We start from the raw sequence: 16,687 nt of genomic DNA, 5'->3' as shown, positions 1-16,687 counted from the left end.
GCGGGGCGGGCGCTGCGTCGTCAGTCGCCGGCGGCGACGACCCGCGCGACACCCTCGGCGTCGCGCACGAGCGGGCTGAGCCCGGCCGAACGCTCCACGGCGTCGGCCAGCCCGCACAGGGCCAGCCAGTTCGCCAGGATCCGGTGGCCGCCCTCGGTGAGGACGCTCTCGGGGTGGAACTGCACGCCGTGCAGGGGCAGGTCCCGGTGGCGGGCGGCCATGATGATCCCCGACTCCGTGTGGCCGTTCGGCACCAGCTGGTCCGGCACCGTGGCCGGGTCGATGGTGAGCGAGTGGTACCGCGTCGCCGTGAACGGCGACGGCAGCCCCTCGAGCACGCCGGTGCCGTCGTGCAGGACCCGCGAGGTCTTGCCGTGCAGCAGCTCGGGCGCGCGGCCCACCGTGGCGCCGAGCACGACGCCGAGCGCCTGGTGGCCGAGGCAGACGCCGAGCATGGGCTGGGCGCGCTCACCGCAGGCCTCGATCATGGCCATCGACACCCCGGCCTCCTCGGGCGTCCCGGGGCCGGGGGAGACGAGGACGCCGTCGAACTCCTGCGCGGCGGCCGGGCTGATGGCGTCGTTGCGCACCACCTCGCACTGCGCGCCGAGCTGCTGGAGGTAGCCGACGATGGTGAAGACGAACGAGTCGTAGTTGTCGACGACCAGGACGCGGGTCATGCTGCCGCCACCTCCGAGACGATGACGTGGGCGGGCCCGGACGCGCCGTCCACGGTGTTGTCGTTGAACGGCATCGACGGTGCGATGCGGGGGAAGAGCCACAGGAAGCAGAACGCGACCACGGCGGCGAGCAGCACGAGCGCCAGCAGCACCCGCACGACGAGGGGGCCGGGCAGGGCGCGCCAGATCGCGGCATACAACATCGGTCAGTCCCCCTTCGGGGCGGCGAGGGTGCCCACGGGCAGGCCCTTCGCGCGCGGGTAGGTGTGGTCCAGCTCGGCGAAGACGACGTACCGCTGCGCCGCGCTGTACTTGGGGTGGCAGGCGGTCATCGTCATCCAGCGGCCGGTCGGCTTCGCGCCGGGCTTGTCGGGCACGGGGGCGATGACCCGCACGGCGGTGGGGTCGACGATCTCGTGCCGCCGCACGACGTAGACGCTGTAGGCCTGCGCCGTCTCGACGACGATCTTGTCGCCCGGGCGCAGGCGGTCGATGTCGTGGAACGGGCGCCCGTAGGTGGTGCGGTGGCCGGCGACGGCGAAGTTGCCCACGGCGCCGGGGGCCGCGGTCCCCGTGTAGTGCCCGACCCCCTCCTGCAGGATGTCCAGGCTGGTGCCCTCGAGCACCGGGCGGGCGTAGTCGGCGCCGAGCCGCGGGATGCGCAGGATCGCGAAGGCCTTGCCGAACGGGACCGCCCTGGGGGTCTCGCTCGCCGGTGCGGCCGAGCGCCCGGTACCGAAGTCGCGGGTCAGCGCGTGCACCGTGTCGCCCTGCACCCGGTTCGCGGTGACGTCGGTCCACCACAGCTGCCAGGCCACGAAGAGGAGCAGCAGGGCGCCGGCCGTCACGAGCAGGTCGCCGACGATGCCGAGCGACCAGCGCAGGGCCTTCACGAGCCGGTCCTGGCGAACTGCAGGTTGATCGAGCCGGCGTAGGCGGGGAAGGTCTGCTGCGGCCTGGTCTGCAGGTCGTAGCCGAGCCCCACGGCGTCGACGTACTGGCGGTAGATCTGGACCGCGGGGCTGGTGTTGAGCGCAGCGCGCAGCGCCATCGGGTCACCCATCGCGGTGATGACGTACGGCGGGGAGTAGACCCGGCCCTGCAGGATCAGGGTGTTGCCCACGCACCGCACCGCGCTGGTGGAGATGACCCGCTGGTCCATGAGCATCATGGCCTCGGCGCCGCCCTGCCACAGGGCGTTGACCACGGCCTGCACGTCCTGCTGGTGCACGACGTAGTCGTCCACGGTGAACCCGTCGGGCAGCGGGTCGGGCACGTTCTTGGCGTCGGTGAGCGTGACCTTCACGGTCGGGCCGGTGACCGCCTCGGTGCCGGCCTCCAGCTGCAGCTTGTCCGCCTGCCGGGTCAGCTGGGTGACGCGCAGGTCGCCGGGCGCCTGCTTCGCCGAGAGCTGGTCGACCTGCGTGCGCAGCGTGCCAACCTGCTGGGCGGCGAGGGCGTTGGTGCGGGTGTGCTCGCGGATGAGGCCGGGCAGGTCCGAGGTCGAGGACCGCAGGTCGGTGCCCTTGGCGGTCGCGGCGCTGGTCGCGAAGAGGATGCCGGCACCCAGCGCCACCAGCGGGACGAGCGCGGACCAGGGCGTCGGGCGGCGGGTCAGCCACGTCAGCTTCTGGTCCGGCATGGCACTACGCTATGCCACACGTCACGGCGGCCCGAACGCCGCTCGAACTCGCAAGGAGTGAACCCGTGCCGGAGTCCAAGGGCCGCGAGAAGCGCGCCTACACCCCGCCCAGCAAGCCCGCGAAGCCGAAGGTCGGCAACCCGGCGTGGTTCGTCCCCGTGATGCTCACCCTCATGGTCGTCGGTCTGCTGTGGATCGTCGTCTTCTACATCACCTCCCAGCGCTTCCCGATCGAGTCGCTCGGCCGGTGGAACCTCGGCATCGGTTTCGGCCTCATGCTCGTCGGCTTCGGGATGACCACCCGCTGGCGCTGAGCCGTCCACGGCGTTGTCCACAGACACGCAGTTGTCCACAGGGTTGTTCACAGCTGGGGACAGAATGACAGGCGTGTAATACGTCCGGGGTAGGAGCCGCGGCTCCACCACGCGGCCGAGGACGAAGGTCCCCAACCCGGGCGTATGCCGCGCCCCACACGCAGGTCTGCGCACAGACCTCCGTACCACTGCGCTCGGATCCGCTCTCTGCGCACAGGGACGGACGTGTGTGCACAGACGCGCGGTGAGAAGGGACGAACGCGGGGGTATGCCGTGCCGGCGGGCGGGCCGGGCCAGGCGTCCGCGTCAGCCGCCGAGGAAGACCTGGGTGGGATCCGGGGTGAGTGCGTACTTGCCCACGGCCAGCACGACGAGCACGACCAGCACGCCCGCGAGCGCCGGCCACTGGTAGCGGCGGCTCTCGCGGCCGTTGAGGCCCACCAGCACGGCGGCGCACGCGGCCCCCGTGAGCAGGCCGCCGAGGTGCGCCTGCCAGGCGATGCCCGGCACGACGAACCCGATCACGGCGTTGATGCCGATGGTCGCCCAGATCCCGCCGTTGGACAGGCCGAGCTTGCGGTTGACGACGACGAGGGCGCCGAACAGGCCGAAGACGGCACCCGACGCCCCGACCGCGGCCGTGAACCAGTTGGTGCCGCCGACCAGCTGGCCGCCGACGACCTGCGGCGGGGTGCTCAGCAGCAGGTAGCAGACGCCGCCGCCGATGGCCGACACGAGGTACACGGCGGCATACCGGACCCCACCGAGCAGCCGCTCGAGGTACTGCGCGCCCACCACCCACAGCGCGAGCATGTTGAACAGGATGTGAGTGATCTGGCTGGGGCTGTGGGCGAAGGCCGAGGTGAGGAACCGCCACGGTTCCGTGCGCCCGAGCGCCGGCACGAACCCGATGTCGCGGGTCAGCCCGGGGACGGCGAGCTGGAGCACGTAGACGAGCACGCACAGGCCGACGATCGCGTAGGACACGACCGGGGCGGCGTTGGGGCGGCCGCCGAGGACGGTCCGGGTCGAGCGGACCGTGCGGGCCTGCTCGCGGACACAGTCGACGCACTGCACCCCGACCGCCGCCGGGCGCTGGCACTCCGGGCACACCGGGCGCTGGCAGCGCTGGCAGCGCACGTACGACACGCGGTCGGGGTGGCGCGGACAGACCGGCGGCGCCTCCTGCTGCGAGGAGGCGCCGGGGGTCGGTGGCTCGGTCATGCGGGACCTTCCGGGTCGGGGCGCTCCGGCCGGCTCTGGGTCGGGGACACCGGGACCGGTCGGGTCGGCTCAGTCGTTGACGACGACCTGTTCGATGACAACGTCCTCGACCGGCTTGTCGTTCGCACCGGTGCGCACGTTCGCGATCTTGTCGACGACCTCACGGCTCGGGCCGTCGGCCACCTCGCCGAAGATGGTGTGCTTGCCCTGCAGCCAGGTGGTCGGGCCGACCGTGATGAAGAACTGCGAGCCGTTGGTGCCCTTGCCCATGCGCTTGCCGGCGTTGGCCATGGCGAGCATGTAGGGCTTGGTGAAGTCCTTGTCGGGGCTGATCTCGTCGTCGAAGGTGTACCCCGGGCCGCCGAACCCCTGACCGAGCGGGCAGCCGCCCTGGATCATGAAGCCGGGGATGATGCGGTGGAAGACCAGGCCGTCGTAGAACGGGGTCGGGTTGGAGCGGCCGGCGTCGTCGCGGTACTCCTGCTCGCCCTTGGCCAGGCCGACGAAGTTCTGCACCGTCTTCGGCGCGTGGTCGGGGAACAGGGTGACCTTGATGTCGCCGTGGTTGGTCTTGAGGGTGACGTCCATGGCGGTCATCCTGTCACGCCGCGCCACGCACGGCCGACCGAGCCCGCCGACGCCCCCGCCACGGCGTCCACCACCCGGCCGGACCGGGGACACGGGCTTGCCGACCAGCCGAAACACGGCAGGATGGACACGAAGACGATGTCCGCGACAGCCCACAGGAGGCACGGTGTTCCGCACCAAGACCACGACTGAGAAGGCCACGGAGGCCGTCCAGCAGACGGCCCACGACGCAGCGGACTACGCGGGCGCCCTCAAGGAGCGCGTGGTCCCGGCCGCGGAGGCCGCGCGAGACGCTGCGACCTCGGCGAAGGACTGGGCCGGCCCGCACGTGGAGGCGGCCCGCGACTGGGCCAAGCCGAAGGTCGACCACGGGATCGAGGTCGCCGCGCCCAAGCTCCAGGGTGCGGTGGAGGGCCTGGCACCCAAGGTCGACAGCGCGCGCGACACGATCGTCGACTCGCTGCTGCCCAAGGTGGCCGAGGCGATCGCGGCCGTGGCCGCAGCCTCCGCCGCCGCCAAGGAGTCGGCCCGTGACGCCGCCGGCGACGCCGCCGACCGCTCCACCGCCGCGTACTCGGTGCTCAAGGGCGACGCGGTCGCCAAGCCGCGCCGGCGCAAGGGCAAGCTGCTCATCGCCCTCGGTGTCATCGCCGCCGCGGCCGCCGCGTTCGCGGCGTTCCGCAAGTCGGCTCCCCGCGAGGACCCGTGGGCCACCCCGCTCGACGACCCGTACACCGCACCCCCGAGCGGCCGCAGCTCCTCGGTCGGCACCTCGGCCTCGGAGAAGGTCTCCAGCCTCGCCGACGCCGCCAAGGACAAGGCCGCCTCCGCCGCGAGCGCCGTGAAGGACAAGGCGTCCGAGGCCAAGGACAAGGCGTCCGATGCCGCCTCCAGCGCCAAGGACGAGTCGTCCGAGACCGCCAACCGCGCCAAGGGCGCAGCCCAGGGTGCGGCCGAGAGCGCCAAGGACGCCGCCGACGACGCCAAGGGCGACGGCACCTCGACCTGACCCAGCGGCCCCAGGGCCACCTCGACCACCCGCAGCGGGGGTCGCAGGACGACATCGCGGGACGCCCGTCCCGGTTTCGTCCCGCGGCCCCCGCTGTGACGTAGCGTGGGGCGCCATGTGGGACGTCGTGGCCGGACCGTTCCTCGCCTCGGCGGGGCTGCTCGTCGTGGCCGGCGTCCCCAAGGTGCTCGACCCGCTGCCGCTGGTCCGCGCGCTGCGCACCGCCGGGCTCCCGCTCCACCGGCAGCTCGTGCGTGCCTTCGCCGTCGGCGAGGTGCTCGTCGGCCTGTGGGCGGTGCTCGCCCCGGGCCGGTATGCCGCCGGGCTCGTGGCCGCGGCATACCTGCTCTTCACGGCGTTCGTCGTGCGGGTGCTGGCCCGCGGCGGTGTCCTGGGCTCGTGCGGCTGCTTCGGCAAGCCGGACACCCCCGCGACCCGCACGCACGCGGCGCTCACCGGCGCCGCCGCCCTCGTCGCCGCCCTCGTCGCCGTGTCGCCCCCGGCCGGCGTCTGGCGCGCGGTCGACGGCGCCACCCTGGCGACGGTGGGCCTCGCGGTCGTCGTGGCCTTCCTCGCCTGGCAGGTGATGGCCGTGCTCCCCGCGACCACTCCCGCCGCCGTCCGCAGCACCACGAAGGGCTGATCCGCATGCTCGCCGCCGTCGTCGCCGAAGGCGTCGCCATCGTCCTGCTCGGCCTGCTGGTGCTGGGCCTCCTGCGCAGCCACGCGCTCATCCTCCGGGCACTGCACGAGCTCGGGGCCGGGCTCGAGCTCGAGAAGGAGGCCGACACCGGCGTCACCCGTGCCACCAGCGGTGGGGCACCGGGACCGGTGCCCGTCGAGCTCGAGAGCGGTGTCGTCCCTGCCACCCGGCACGACTCCGCGCGGGGGCACGACGTCGTCGGCACCGCCCTGGACCGCACCGAGCGCCGGCACGACGTCACGGCCCCGGGCAGCCGGACCCTGCTCGCGTTCCTCACCAGCGGCTGCAGTGTCTGCCAGACGTTCTGGGAGGAGTTCCAGCACGACGTCGACGTGCCCGGAAACGGCCGTCTCGTGGTCGTCGCCAAGGGTCCGGAGGAGGAGTCGCCGAGCGCGCTGAAGGCGCTCGCCGGTCGGCTCGAGGTCGTGCAGTCGAGCCGGGCGTGGGTGGACTACGACATCCCCGGCTCGCCCTACTTCGTCTACGTCGAGGCCGGCACCGTCACCGGCGAGGGATCCGCGACGACCTGGGCCCAGGTCCGCGACCTCATGGCGCAGGGCGTGGCCGACGCCGACGAGGCGCGGGTGGCCGCCGGCCGCTCGGGTCCGGGTGCGGTAGGGCCTGGCGCCGTGGGCCCCGTCACGCCCGGTGACGACGGGGGCCGCGACAGCCTGACGCGGATCGACGCCGAGCTGCGGGCGTCGGGCATCACGCCCGGCCACCCCAGCCTGTTCGTGCCGCCGGACCCCGAGCCCGTGGCAGCCGACGGGTCCGCGCGCCACCACGACCACGACCACGCGGCCCATGACCACGCGGGGCACGACCACGCCGGCCACGGGCACGACCACCACGGCCACCAGGACCAGCCGCACGACCCCCACCCCGCCGGTCGCGACTCCTGACCTGCGGATGGACGCGACCACCCTCTCCCTCGTCCTCGGGGTCCCGATGGCGGTCGTCGCCGCCGTCCGGGCCACGTGGTCCCCTTGAGGCGAGTCGATGCTCTCGAGCATCAGCCCGCTCGGGGAGCGGGCACGCAACTCCCGCTGGTGGCTGACCACCACGGCATACCTCGCCGGATCGCTGGCCGGCGGCCTGGCCCTCGGCGCCCTCGCCTCCCTGCTCGGCGCGCTCGTGCCCGATGCCGCCCGGTCCTCCTCCTGGGCCGTCGGCCTGGTCGCCGTCCTGCTGCTGGTGGGGCTGGCCCTCGACCTGCGCGGAGCCGCCGCGCTGCCGTCGTGGCGCCGCCAGGTCGACGTCGCCTGGCTCGACGAGTACCGCGGCTGGGTGATGGGGCTGGGGTTCGGTGCCCAGCTCGGGTTCGGCCTCGTCACGATCGTCACGAGCGCCACGACGTATGCCGTGGTGCTGCTCGCGGCGCTCGCCGGCGACGTGCGCGTGGGTCTGCTCGTCGGCGGGGTCTTCGGCCTCGTCCGGGCGCTGCCGTCGCTGCTCATGGCAGGGGTGGACGACCCCGTGGCTCTGCACCGCGTCTTCGAAAGGGTCGAACGGTGGGCAAAACCGGCACGCATCGTGGCTACAGTGGCGTTGGGCGGTGCGGCGGCGGTGCTGCTGGCCACCTCGATCGGGAGTGGGTGAGGCATGGCTGACCGCTACGGCCTGCGGGCCGACGCGCCACGGGGGTGGCACGTCGAGGTGACCCGCCAGCCGGGCGCCGAGCCGCCGGCGCCCGGGGCCCGTCTCGCACCGGACGCCGAGCAGGACGTCACCCGCCCGGTGCTGCACGCCTGCACGCGTCCGCTGCCCGCCGTGCGCGAGGACTTCGGCACCGGCGTCGTCGACCTGCTCGGGCCGGACGACGTGTTCGTCGCGCTCGTCGACTACGGCACCGAGGTCGCCGACCAGGGGCTGTTCGAGAGGCAGGGACTGCCGCGGCTGGCGCCGTCGCAGTTCGCGCCCAACCGGATGCAGCGGCCGCTGCCCGGGATGAGCGCCTCGCAGCACTTCTTCAGCTCCGGCGGTCGCGGCTTCTGCCTGTTCACCGTGATCGGCAGCCATGCGCGGCGGATGGCGAGCGTCCGGCGGGCGGCGATGCTCGTCTCGACCCTGCACATCACCGACCGCGAGACCCTTCGCCGGCAGGGAGGCCGCCCGTGAGCACCCTCGACGACCTCACCACCGGAGCCGGCCCAGGCGGCATGGCCGGCGTCGTCAGCCGGCTGGCCCAGCGGCTGCGGCCCGTCTCGCGCCGGGGCGTGCTGCTCGGGGCGACCGTGGCCGCGACGGCCCTGGCCACCAAGCCGAAGGAGTACGCCCTGCGGCCGGTCGCGGCATACGCCACGATCTGCGGACCCGGCAACACCGCGTCGAGCGGCTGGACCGTCTTCTGCGCCACGGTGAACAAGGGGGTCAACACCTGCCCGCCCGGCAGCTTCGCGGCCGGCTGGTGGAAGGCGGCCGACTCGTCGTGGTGCGGCGGCGGGTACCGGTACATCGTCGACTGCAACGCGTCGTGCTCCAAGTGCAGCACCGGGTGCACCGACGGCATCTGTGACAGCAAGTGCTGGTCCTGCTCGTGCGGCACCGGCTCGACCGCGACCTGCGACCAGCGTCGCGTGTGCTGCAACGCCTTCCGGTACGGCCAGTGCAACACCCAGGTGAAGTGCTCCGGCGGCGTGCACTGCCGCGTCGTGAGCTGCGTCGCCCCCTACAAGTGGGCTGCCTGCACGACGACCTCGCTCAGCGACAACCGCACCGCCGAGCACAGCTCGCCGCTGCTGCCGCAGTGGGGTGGGATCGCCGCCAAGTACAAGGCGTTGGGGGAGCAGGGGTCATTCCTCAGGGCATCCACGGGCCCCGAAAAGGCGATCGGCGACGGCAAAGGGCGTTTTGTCGCGTACCAAGGCGGCTGGATCGTGTGGTCGAGCGCGACCGGTGCTCGGGCGATGAACAACTGGACGCACTCGAGCTGGGTCGCGGAAGGTGCTTTCCGCGGAATTCTCGGTTACCCGACCAGCGATCTGACCTTCGGCCTCAAGGACAGCGGCTGGATCCAGCTGTTTCAGAACGGGGCGGTCACAGACAGCCTGTCGACAACCAAGCAGACAGTGACCTCGACGAGGTGGCGCGTGTGGCGGGACAGCGGTCGGGAGCGCGGCGAGCTGGGGTATCCCACGAGTGGGTTGGTGTATGGGCCGGACCAGTACTACTGGATCCAGACGTTTCAGGGGGGTGCCATCACGGACTCCCGCGAGACGACGACGCAGGTCGTGACTGGCGTCATGTGGGCTGCATGGAGGGCTGCCGGTCGCGAGACCGGTGTTCTCGCCTACCCCTCCGGTCCTCGAGTCACCACCAGTCGGGGGGCCTCGCAGACGTTCACCAAGGGTGAGCTGTGGGCGCTCGGCTCCGGGGCGGCCCGCCGCGTGTACGGGGCGGTGCTCACCCAGTGGAAGGCCGCTGGGGGCGCGACGGGCAGCTACGGCTACCCGGTCACCGACACCGTGGCCACCGGGGACGGCCGGCTGACCTGCACGTTCGAGGGCGGGACCATCACGGCCTGACGGACGTCAGTGCGCCGGGCCGTGCCCGAGCCGGGCCAGGGCCGTGGCGACCGTGGGGTCGTCCTGCTGCGGGACGCACCGCAGGTCGACGAGGCAGCGCCCGCGCTCCACCCGCGCCAGCACGGGCGGGTCCTGGGCGCGCAGGTCGGCAGCGGCCCACTCGGGCAGCGACACCGCCCATCCCGGAAGCACCTGCCCCGGGGCGCCCCCGCCCCCGACGACGCCCGCACTGGGGACGACGGACGCCTCGAGCTCGTCCGGCAGGCCGGCTGCGAGCGCAGCGCACCGCTGGTGCAGGTTGTCGGCGTCGGCCTCGAGGAACTCCCACACCGGGGGCTGCGGCCCGCGCAGGGTGGCCTCGAGCGCGGCCAGGGTCGTCTTGTCGCAGCGCACGGCCCGGGCGAGGGGGTGCCGGCGCAGCCGTTCGACGACGTCGGCGCGGCCGAGGACGATGCCCGCCTGGGGACCGCCGAGCAGCTTGTCGCCGGAGCAGGTGACGACGGAGGCTCCGTCGCGGATGGCCGTGGCCGCGTCCGGCTCGTCCGGCAGGAGCGGGTGCGGTGCCAGCAGGCCGCTGCCGATGTCGTGGACGACCGGGATCCCCAGCGTCGCGAGCTCGCGGACGGAGACCGCCGAGGTGAACCCCTCGACACGGAAGTTGCTGGGGTGCACCTTCAGGACGCAGCCGGTGGCGGGGCCCGTCGCGGCGGCGTAGTCCTGCAGCGTCGTCCGGTTCGTCGTCCCCACCTCGCGCAGCCGTGCACCGGTGCTCGCGATGAGGTCGGGAAGCCGGAACCCGTCACCGATCTCCACCATCTCGCCCCGGCTCACCAGGACCTCGCGACCGTCCCCGGCCAGGGCGGTGGTGGCGAGGACGAGCGCAGCCGCGCCGTTGTTGACGACCAGCGCCGCCTCCGCGCCCGGGACGGCCGCCACCAGCGCCTCGAGGGTGCCCCTGCCACGCCGTGAGCGCTGGGCGGTCGCGAGGTCGAGCTCGACGTCGACGTACCCCGCCGCTGCCGTCATGGCCTCGACCGCTGCCGGGGACAGGGGCGCCCGCCCGATGTTGGTGTGGACGACGACGCCCGTGGCGTTGACGACGGGCGTGAGCGAGGTCGACCGCCTCGGCAGGGACGCGAGCGCCACCGCGGCCACCTCGGACGGGTCGATGGCTCCGTCGCGCGCGAGCTGCTGGGCCGAGCGGACGGCTTCCTTGACGCGGTCGCGGCCGAGGCGGGCGACGGCCCCGGCCAGGTCGGGCTCGGCGAGCACGGCGTCGGTGCGGGGGACCCGGCGGCGTGCGTCCACGGGTCCGGGCTGCGACATGCCTGCGAGGCTAGCGCAGCAGTTCGGGCAAAGCCCTTGTGAGCAGGGCCGTTCCGGCGCACGCTGGTGCCCATGGCGACGTACGACGTGCACGTGGGTGACGGTCGGGTGGTCCGGGACTTCCGGGCGCACATCACCGCGGCGAGCCCGTCCGAGGCGGTCCAGGCGGCGCGCCGGGCCATCCCCGAGCCCGCGTGGCACGGGCTGGTCACGGTGTTCCGGCACCGCCGGCTGCGTGGCCGTGCCCTCGTCGGGACGTATGCCGCGGGCGGCCGTGGCGACGACGGGTCCGCGGGTGTGCGCGAGCCGCGCCGCCCCCTGCCCACGCCGCCCGGGCTCTCCCGTGAGGCCGAGCCCCCGGTGCCGCAGCGCCCCTGAACCGCGCGGGACCGCACCTGCGTCCCCCGGACCGGCACGACGGTCGGCGCTCGCCGGGCTGGCTCGTGACCGCGTGCGGCCCTAGGCTGCGAGCGTTCCGTCCACTGTGGTCTCGACACGACGAGGTGTGCCATGGCAGGGAAGTTCGAGCTGTACCAGGACAAGTCGGGGAACTGGCGCTTCCGCCTCAAGGCCGGCAACGGACAGGTGATCGCCGTCGGCGAGGCATACGAGTCCAAGGCCGCCGCGCAGAACGGCATCGAGTCGGTGCAGAAGAACGCACCTGGTGCCAGCGTCGTCGAGGTCGACGGCTGACCCCAGCCCCCCACCGCTCTCCCGGCGTGCCCTGACGTCGGTGGGACCTTCGCCCCTGCCTGCCCTGCCGTGGGTGGGAGCACTCTCGTGGGGCAAGGAGGTGGAGACCATGACCACCCACCACCCCGGTCGCACGCACGACCCCGCTTCGATCCACCGCCCCCGGATCCAGGCACTGACCTCCGTGTGGATGCTCGCGGTCTTCGCCGTCTGGACGGGCGCCTTCATCGCGCTCAGTGCTCCCGTCGCCCGCCTGTTCGGGGTCGAGACCCCGGGCGGCGAGGTGCCGTACATCGAGAACTGGTTCGGCTGGGGCGCCGTCACCCTGCTCTGGGCTGCGCCCCTGATCGCCGGCGTGGCCTTCGCGTGGCACTCCCTCCGGCTGATGCCCGGGCAGTGGCTGGCCCGCGTCGGTCTGAGCGTGAACGGAGTGCTGCTGGTCGTCGTCGTGGGCGCGCCGCTGCTGGACCGCCTGCTCCACCTGCGCTGATCCTTCCGCCTCCGGATCACGGGACCTACGGCCTTGGGGGCGTCGTGGTCCGTCGTCACGCTGGACGTGGCCTGCTGGCACCGGCCGGGGGAACGGGCCGAGAGGAGATTCCCATGAAAACGCGGACAGCAGCATGGACGGCAGCACGCTCGGGCGCCGCGGCACTCGCGGTCGGCCTGCTGGGCCTCGCCGGCGCCGGTGGGGCAGCGGCGGAGCCGACGACCTGGCTCCCCGACGCGCTCCTCTTCTGCGGAGACGTCACCGTGGGCGCGGACCAGTGGGTCGCGCTGCCCCCGTCCGACACGCTGTGGATCACCGCGGGCCCGCTCGCCGGGCACTACGTGATCCTGACCGACACGCACTACCGGGTGCCCGGGTACCTCACCTCACCTCCGCCGTCCTACGCGGGGCTCGAGGGCGTGACCCGGGTGCGCGGCGTCAAGCAGGGGCTGGGGCCGTCGATGACGTGCGACGTCGTGTCCCGGTGGGGCGCGCAGGGTGCGCCTGACACCTTCTCGGTCGTGGGTCCGATCACCGTGGTCCGCGTCGGGGGCTGAGTGGCCCGGGGACTGGGGCCCGGGGGCCCGGGGCCCCGTCCGACGCTGCAGGAACGGTCCGGCCCGCCGATGGAGGCCGGGACACGACGAAGCCCCTCCCGGCATCCGGGAGGGGCTTCGTCGTCGTGGTGGAGCCAAGGGGACTCGAACCCCTAACCCCCTGCTTGCAAAGCAGGTGCGCTACCAATTGCGCCATGGCCCCCGAGCGGGTCTGGCGGCCTGTCGGCCGCGGTCCGCCTAGCGCGGGGAGTCGGTCGCCTCGGCCCAGAGGTCCTTCTCGGCCTGCTGGTCCTTGAGCTTCTTCTGGATCGCCGCGGCGCCGATGGCGGTCGCGACCAGGAGCAGGAGCTTCTTCACGGCCTCCGCCTTCCTCACCGGAACCGCGGGGATCGGGATTGGTGGGCCTAACAGGACTTGAACCTGTGGCCTCTTCCTTATCAGGGAAGCGCTCTAACCGTCTGAGCTATAGGCCCGTGAGCCCAATCTCCGCTGCGCCACGGGAGGTGGCGCGAGGCATGAGGTTACCCCACGCCCGCGGCCACTTCCAAAACGGCCCCGCCCGGCCGTCGGAGCGCCTCAGGACCCGCGGCCAGGCCACCCCGGCCAGCGCCTCCCCGCACGAAACGGCGGTTGCTCGGCATACCTCGGGTTGATATCCCGCGGGATGTCGAGCAACCGCCGTTTTGTGGAGAACGTGGGGGGAGTCGGGGCTCAGTCGTCGGTGAGGGTCAGCTGGATGCCGCCGACCAGCGAGGAGCAGACGTTGTAGAGGAACGCCCCGAGCGTGGACAGAGCGGTCAGCAGGATGACGTCGATGACCCCGATCACGATCGACAGCGACAGCACCCGGCCGAAGCCGAGGAAGTCCATGATGTCGAACGGGTTCTGGCTGTCGGAGAAGATCGTCCCGACCAGGCGGTTGATCTCGGAGAACACGCCCATGCCGGACAGGATCATCCACAGCACGGCAACCATGACGACGCCGGCGATGCCGAGCGCCACGGAGATCAGGAACGACATCTTCATCGCCGACCACGGGTCGACCCGGCTGACGGTGAGCTTGACCCGCCGCTGACGGACGCTGGGGGCGCCGCCGCCCACGGGTCGGGACGCCGTGGCGCCAGGCTGCGCACCGGGCCGCGTGGCGGTCGTCGCGCCGGGGCCGGCGGTGCTGGCCGCGCCCTGGCCGGTCGTCGAACCGCCCTGGCCCAGGGCCGACCTGCTCGTCTGGCCTGCCGTGCTCACGCGTTACCTCCGGTGCCCTCGTCATCGGACCCGTCCGCGGCAGGAGCCTCGGGCGTGACCTGATCGTTCGTTTCCGACGGTACGGCATCGATGGCCTGCGAGTCGCCTTCGCCACTCACGGGCTGGACAGCCGCCATGTCGGCCGCGACGGTGGCGATCCCACCCTCGGCTGCCGCCTCCGCCTCGGTCACCACGTCCTCGGGCGCCGTCTCCGGTGCGTCGGTCACGGCCACCACCGCATCGCCCTTGCCCGGGCGGGCGAAGATGACGCCCTGGGTGTTGCGCCCACGGCGGGCCACCGGGGCGACCGGCATACGCACGACGTTGCCCTTGGCGAAGACCACCATGACGTCGTCGGACTCGGACACGGTGAGCGCACCCACGAGGTCGCCGTTGCGCTCGGTGATCTTGGCGACGGCGACACCGAGGCCGCCGCGGCCCTTGACGTTCCACTCCGAGGAGGGCGAGCGCTTGGCCATGCCGTTCTCGAAGACGACGAACACGTCCGGGTCCTCACCGGCGCGGACCACGCTCATCGACAGCAGCGAGTCGTCGCCGCGGAACCGCATGCCGGTCACGCCGCTGGTCGCCCGGCCCATGGGGCGCAGCTGCTCGTCGGTCGCGTGGAAGCGCACGGACTGCGCCTTCCGGGACACGAGCAGCAGGTCGTCGTCGGCGCTGAGCAGGTCCACGCCGATCAGCTCGTCGCCGTCGCGCAGGTTCACCGCGATGAGGCCGCCCGAGCGGGGGGAGTCGTAGTCGGCGAGCCGGGTCTTCTTGACCAGGCCTTTCTTCGTCGCGAGCACGAGGTACGGCGCCTGGGCGTAGTCGCGCAGGTCGAGCACCTGGGCGATCTGCTCGTCGGGCTGCAGCGCCAACAGGTTCGCGACGTGCTGGCCCTTGGCGTCGCGGCCGGCGTCGGGCAGCTCGTACGCCTTGACCCGGTAGACCCGGCCGAGGTTGGTGAAGAAGAGCAGCCAGTGGTGCGAGGACGTGGTGAAGAAGTGCTCCACCATGTCATCGCCGCGCAGCGCCGCACCGCGGACACCGCGCCCGCCACGGCCCTGGGAGCGGTACGCGTCGACCCGGGTGCGCTTGGCGTACCCACCACGGGTGATGGTGACGACCACGTCCTCCTCGGGAATGAGGTCCTCCATCGACATGTCGCCGTCGAAGAGGTCGATCGTCGTGCGGCGGTCGTCGCCGTACTTGTCGACGATCGCGCCGAGCTCCTCGGAGACGATGCTCCGCTGGCGGGCGGGCGTCGCGAGGATGTCCTGGTAGTCCAGGATCATCGCCTCGAGCTCGTCGTGCTGGTCGATGATCTTCTGGCGCTCGAGGGCAGCCAGGCGGCGCAGCTGCATGTCGAGGATCGCGCGCGCCTGGATCTCGTCGATCTCCAGCAGCTCGATGAGCCCGTCGCGTGCCTCCTCCACGGTGGGGGAGCGGCGGATGAGGGCGATGACCTCGTCGAGCGCGTCGAGCGCCTTGAGCAGGCCGCGCAAGATGTGGATCTCGGCCTCTGCCTTGCGCAGGCGGAAGGTCGTGCGCCGCTGGATGACCTCGATCTGGTGGTCGACCCAGTGCCGGATGAACGCGTCGAGCGGCAGGGTGCGCGGCACCCCGTCGACGAGCGCCAGCATGTTGGCGCCGAAGTTGGTCTGCAGCTGGGTGTGCTTGTACAGGTTGTTGAGCACGACCTTGGCGACCGCGTCGCGCTTGAGCACGATGACGAGGCGCTGGCCGGTGCGGCCCGAGGTCTCGTCGCGCAGGTCGGCGATGCCGGCGAGCTTGCCGTCCTTGATCAGCTCGGCGATCTTCTGCGCGAGGGTGTCGGGGTTGACCTGGTACGGCAGCTCGGTGACGACGAGGCACTGCCGGCCCTGGATCTCCTCGACCTCGACGACCGAGCGCATGATGATCGAGCCGCGGCCCGTGCGGTACGCGTCCTCGATGCCACGGCGGCCCATGATGAGCGCCCCGGTCGGGAAGTCCGGGCCCTGGATGATCGTCAGCAGCCGCTCGAGCAGCTCCTCGCGCGGCATGTCCGGGTTGTCGAGGTAGACCTGCGCACCGGCCGCGACCTCGCGCAGGTTGTGCGGCGGGATCTGGGTGGCCATGCCGACGGCGATGCCGGCCGAGCCGTTGACGAGCAGGTTGGGGAACCGGCTCGGCAGGACCGTCGGCTCCTGGGTCTTGCCGTCGTAGTTCGGCTGGAAGTCGACGGTCTCCTCGTGGATGTCGCGGACCATCTCCATGGCGATCTGCGCCATCCGGCACTCGGTGTACCGCGGGGCCGCGGCACCGTCGTTGCCGCGGCTGCCGAAGTTGCCCTGGCCGTCGACGAGCGGGTACCGCAGCGACCAGTCCTGCACGAGCCGGACGAGGGCGTCGTAGATCGCGCTGTCGCCGTGCGGGTGGTACTGGCCCATGACGTCACCGACGACGCGGCTGCACTTGTTGTAGCCGCGGTCGGGCCGGTAGCCCCCGTCGTACATGGCGTACAGCACGCGCCGGTGCACCGGCTTGAGCCCGTCCCGCACGTCGGGCAGCGCGCGGCTGACGATGACGCTCATCGCGTACTCGATGTAGCTGCGCTGCATCTCCGTGTTGAGGTCGATCGGCTCGGTCCGATCGCCCGGGGTGATGGTGGGCGGCTGCTCAGTCATGGATTCCCTTGTCCTTCAATGCC

The 16,687-nt window shown here is 72.4% G+C and carries 21 protein-coding genes and 2 tRNA genes; 11 read left to right on the top strand and 12 right to left on the bottom strand.

Annotation, left to right across the window (positions count from 1 at the left end):
• Nucleotides 1-20: 20 nt before the first annotated feature.
• From RKE38_RS08520 to RKE38_RS08505, 4 genes are read right to left on the bottom strand one after another with little or no spacing between them, the layout of a single operon-like run.
• Entirely contained in the window at nt 21-680 is a 660-nt protein-coding gene (locus tag RKE38_RS08520; RefSeq protein ID WP_316007004.1) for an aminodeoxychorismate/anthranilate synthase component II, read from the bottom strand.
• Nucleotides 677-883, bottom strand: a complete 207-nt coding sequence (locus RKE38_RS08515) for a hypothetical protein (RefSeq protein ID WP_316007003.1) — start codon at nt 881-883, stop codon at nt 677-679. The genes RKE38_RS08520 and RKE38_RS08515 overlap by 4 nt, the downstream gene beginning before the upstream one ends.
• A gap of 3 nt (nt 884-886) precedes the next feature.
• On the bottom strand, nt 887-1,573 hold the full coding sequence (locus tag RKE38_RS08510; protein ID WP_316007002.1) for a class E sortase: 687 nt from the start codon (nt 1,571-1,573) through the stop codon (nt 887-889).
• The gene (locus RKE38_RS08505) at nt 1,570-2,322 is read right to left on the bottom strand and encodes a DUF881 domain-containing protein (protein WP_316007001.1); all 753 of its coding nucleotides are present in this window, start codon (nt 2,320-2,322) and stop codon (nt 1,570-1,572) included. The genes RKE38_RS08510 and RKE38_RS08505 overlap by 4 nt, the downstream gene beginning before the upstream one ends.
• 65 nt (nt 2,323-2,387) lie before the next feature.
• Here RKE38_RS08505 and RKE38_RS08500 point away from each other — a divergent pair, with 65 nt between their 5' ends.
• Nucleotides 2,388-2,636 carry a cell division protein CrgA gene (locus tag RKE38_RS08500; protein ID WP_316007000.1) on the top strand — a complete coding sequence of 83 codons (249 nt, stop codon included), beginning with the start codon at nt 2,388-2,390 and terminating at the stop codon, nt 2,634-2,636.
• 306 nt (nt 2,637-2,942) lie between these two features.
• Here the strand turns inward: RKE38_RS08500 and RKE38_RS08495 are convergent, their stop codons facing one another.
• Both RKE38_RS08495 and RKE38_RS08490 read right to left on the bottom strand, forming a co-directional pair.
• Complete coding sequence (locus RKE38_RS08495) at nt 2,943-3,860, bottom strand: rhomboid family intramembrane serine protease (RefSeq protein ID WP_316006999.1); 918 nt, start codon at nt 3,858-3,860, stop codon at nt 2,943-2,945.
• Between the two features lie 69 nt (nt 3,861-3,929).
• A complete protein-coding gene (locus RKE38_RS08490) occupies nt 3,930-4,448 on the bottom strand; it encodes a peptidylprolyl isomerase (RefSeq protein WP_316006998.1) in 519 nt (172 codons plus the stop codon).
• Between the two features lie 166 nt (nt 4,449-4,614).
• On the opposite strand from RKE38_RS08490, the gene RKE38_RS08485 reads away from it, so the two are divergent.
• From RKE38_RS08485 to RKE38_RS08460, 6 genes are all read left to right on the top strand, one after another.
• On the top strand, nt 4,615-5,457 hold the full coding sequence (locus RKE38_RS08485; RefSeq protein WP_316006997.1) for a hypothetical protein: 843 nt from the start codon (nt 4,615-4,617) through the stop codon (nt 5,455-5,457).
• Nucleotides 5,458-5,572: 115 nt separating this feature from the next.
• The gene (locus RKE38_RS08480; protein WP_316006996.1) at nt 5,573-6,100 is read left to right on the top strand and encodes a MauE/DoxX family redox-associated membrane protein; all 528 of its coding nucleotides are present in this window, start codon (nt 5,573-5,575) and stop codon (nt 6,098-6,100) included.
• Between the two features lie 5 nt (nt 6,101-6,105).
• A complete protein-coding gene (locus tag RKE38_RS08475) occupies nt 6,106-7,062 on the top strand; it encodes a hypothetical protein (RefSeq protein WP_316006995.1) in 957 nt (318 codons plus the stop codon).
• A 97-nt stretch (nt 7,063-7,159) separates the two neighbouring features.
• On the top strand, nt 7,160-7,759 hold the full coding sequence (locus RKE38_RS08470) for a hypothetical protein (protein ID WP_316006994.1): 600 nt from the start codon (nt 7,160-7,162) through the stop codon (nt 7,757-7,759).
• 3 nt (nt 7,760-7,762) lie between these two features.
• A complete protein-coding gene (locus RKE38_RS08465; RefSeq protein ID WP_316006993.1) occupies nt 7,763-8,278 on the top strand; it encodes a hypothetical protein in 516 nt (171 codons plus the stop codon).
• A complete protein-coding gene (locus RKE38_RS08460; protein ID WP_316006992.1) occupies nt 8,275-9,684 on the top strand; it encodes a hypothetical protein in 1,410 nt (469 codons plus the stop codon). The genes RKE38_RS08465 and RKE38_RS08460 overlap by 4 nt, the downstream gene beginning before the upstream one ends.
• Nucleotides 9,685-9,690: 6 nt before the next feature.
• On the opposite strand, the gene selA is transcribed toward RKE38_RS08460, so the two are convergent.
• Complete coding sequence (gene selA, locus RKE38_RS08455) at nt 9,691-11,010, bottom strand: L-seryl-tRNA(Sec) selenium transferase (protein WP_316006991.1); 1,320 nt, start codon at nt 11,008-11,010, stop codon at nt 9,691-9,693.
• A 72-nt stretch (nt 11,011-11,082) separates the two neighbouring features.
• Here selA and RKE38_RS08450 point away from each other — a divergent pair, with 72 nt between their 5' ends.
• The 4 genes from RKE38_RS08450 to RKE38_RS08435 all read left to right on the top strand — a co-directional run bounded on the left by RKE38_RS08450 (nt 11,083) and on the right by RKE38_RS08435 (nt 12,750).
• Nucleotides 11,083-11,388: a hypothetical protein gene (locus tag RKE38_RS08450; protein WP_316006990.1), complete on the top strand. Its 306-nt coding sequence runs from the start codon at nt 11,083-11,085 to the stop codon at nt 11,386-11,388.
• A gap of 132 nt (nt 11,389-11,520) precedes the next feature.
• Nucleotides 11,521-11,703: a YegP family protein gene (locus RKE38_RS08445; RefSeq protein ID WP_316006989.1), complete on the top strand. Its 183-nt coding sequence runs from the start codon at nt 11,521-11,523 to the stop codon at nt 11,701-11,703.
• 73 nt (nt 11,704-11,776) lie between these two features.
• Nucleotides 11,777-12,193 (top strand): hypothetical protein, encoded by a 417-nt coding sequence (locus RKE38_RS08440; RefSeq protein ID WP_316006988.1) that lies wholly within the window; start codon nt 11,777-11,779, stop codon nt 12,191-12,193.
• A 113-nt stretch (nt 12,194-12,306) separates the two neighbouring features.
• Complete coding sequence (locus RKE38_RS08435; RefSeq protein WP_316006987.1) at nt 12,307-12,750, top strand: hypothetical protein; 444 nt, start codon at nt 12,307-12,309, stop codon at nt 12,748-12,750.
• A 126-nt stretch (nt 12,751-12,876) separates the two neighbouring features.
• On the opposite strand, the gene RKE38_RS08430 is transcribed toward RKE38_RS08435, so the two are convergent.
• From RKE38_RS08430 to gyrA, 5 genes are all read right to left on the bottom strand, one after another.
• A tRNA-Ala gene (locus RKE38_RS08430) sits at nt 12,877-12,952 on the bottom strand.
• 35 nt (nt 12,953-12,987) lie between these two features.
• Nucleotides 12,988-13,107, bottom strand: a complete 120-nt coding sequence (locus RKE38_RS08425) for a DLW-39 family protein (protein ID WP_310152148.1) — start codon at nt 13,105-13,107, stop codon at nt 12,988-12,990.
• A 39-nt stretch (nt 13,108-13,146) separates the two neighbouring features.
• Nucleotides 13,147-13,223, bottom strand: a tRNA-Ile gene (locus RKE38_RS08420).
• 238 nt (nt 13,224-13,461) lie between these two features.
• Nucleotides 13,462-13,995, bottom strand: coding sequence for a DUF3566 domain-containing protein (locus RKE38_RS08415; protein ID WP_316006986.1), 534 nt, complete (start codon nt 13,993-13,995; stop codon nt 13,462-13,464).
• Nucleotides 13,992-16,664, bottom strand: a complete 2,673-nt coding sequence (gene gyrA / locus RKE38_RS08410) for a DNA gyrase subunit A (protein ID WP_316006985.1) — start codon at nt 16,662-16,664, stop codon at nt 13,992-13,994. Before gyrA ends, RKE38_RS08415 begins: the two co-directional genes overlap by 4 nt.
• Between the last annotated feature and the right edge of the window lie 23 nt (nt 16,665-16,687).

This window comes from Phycicoccus sp. M110.8 (genome assembly GCF_032464895.1).
Classification (GTDB): Bacteria; Actinomycetota; Actinomycetes; order Actinomycetales; family Dermatophilaceae; genus Pedococcus.
The sequence above is the reverse complement of the archived record's forward strand: the minus strand, read 5'-3'. Positions and strand labels throughout refer to the sequence as shown.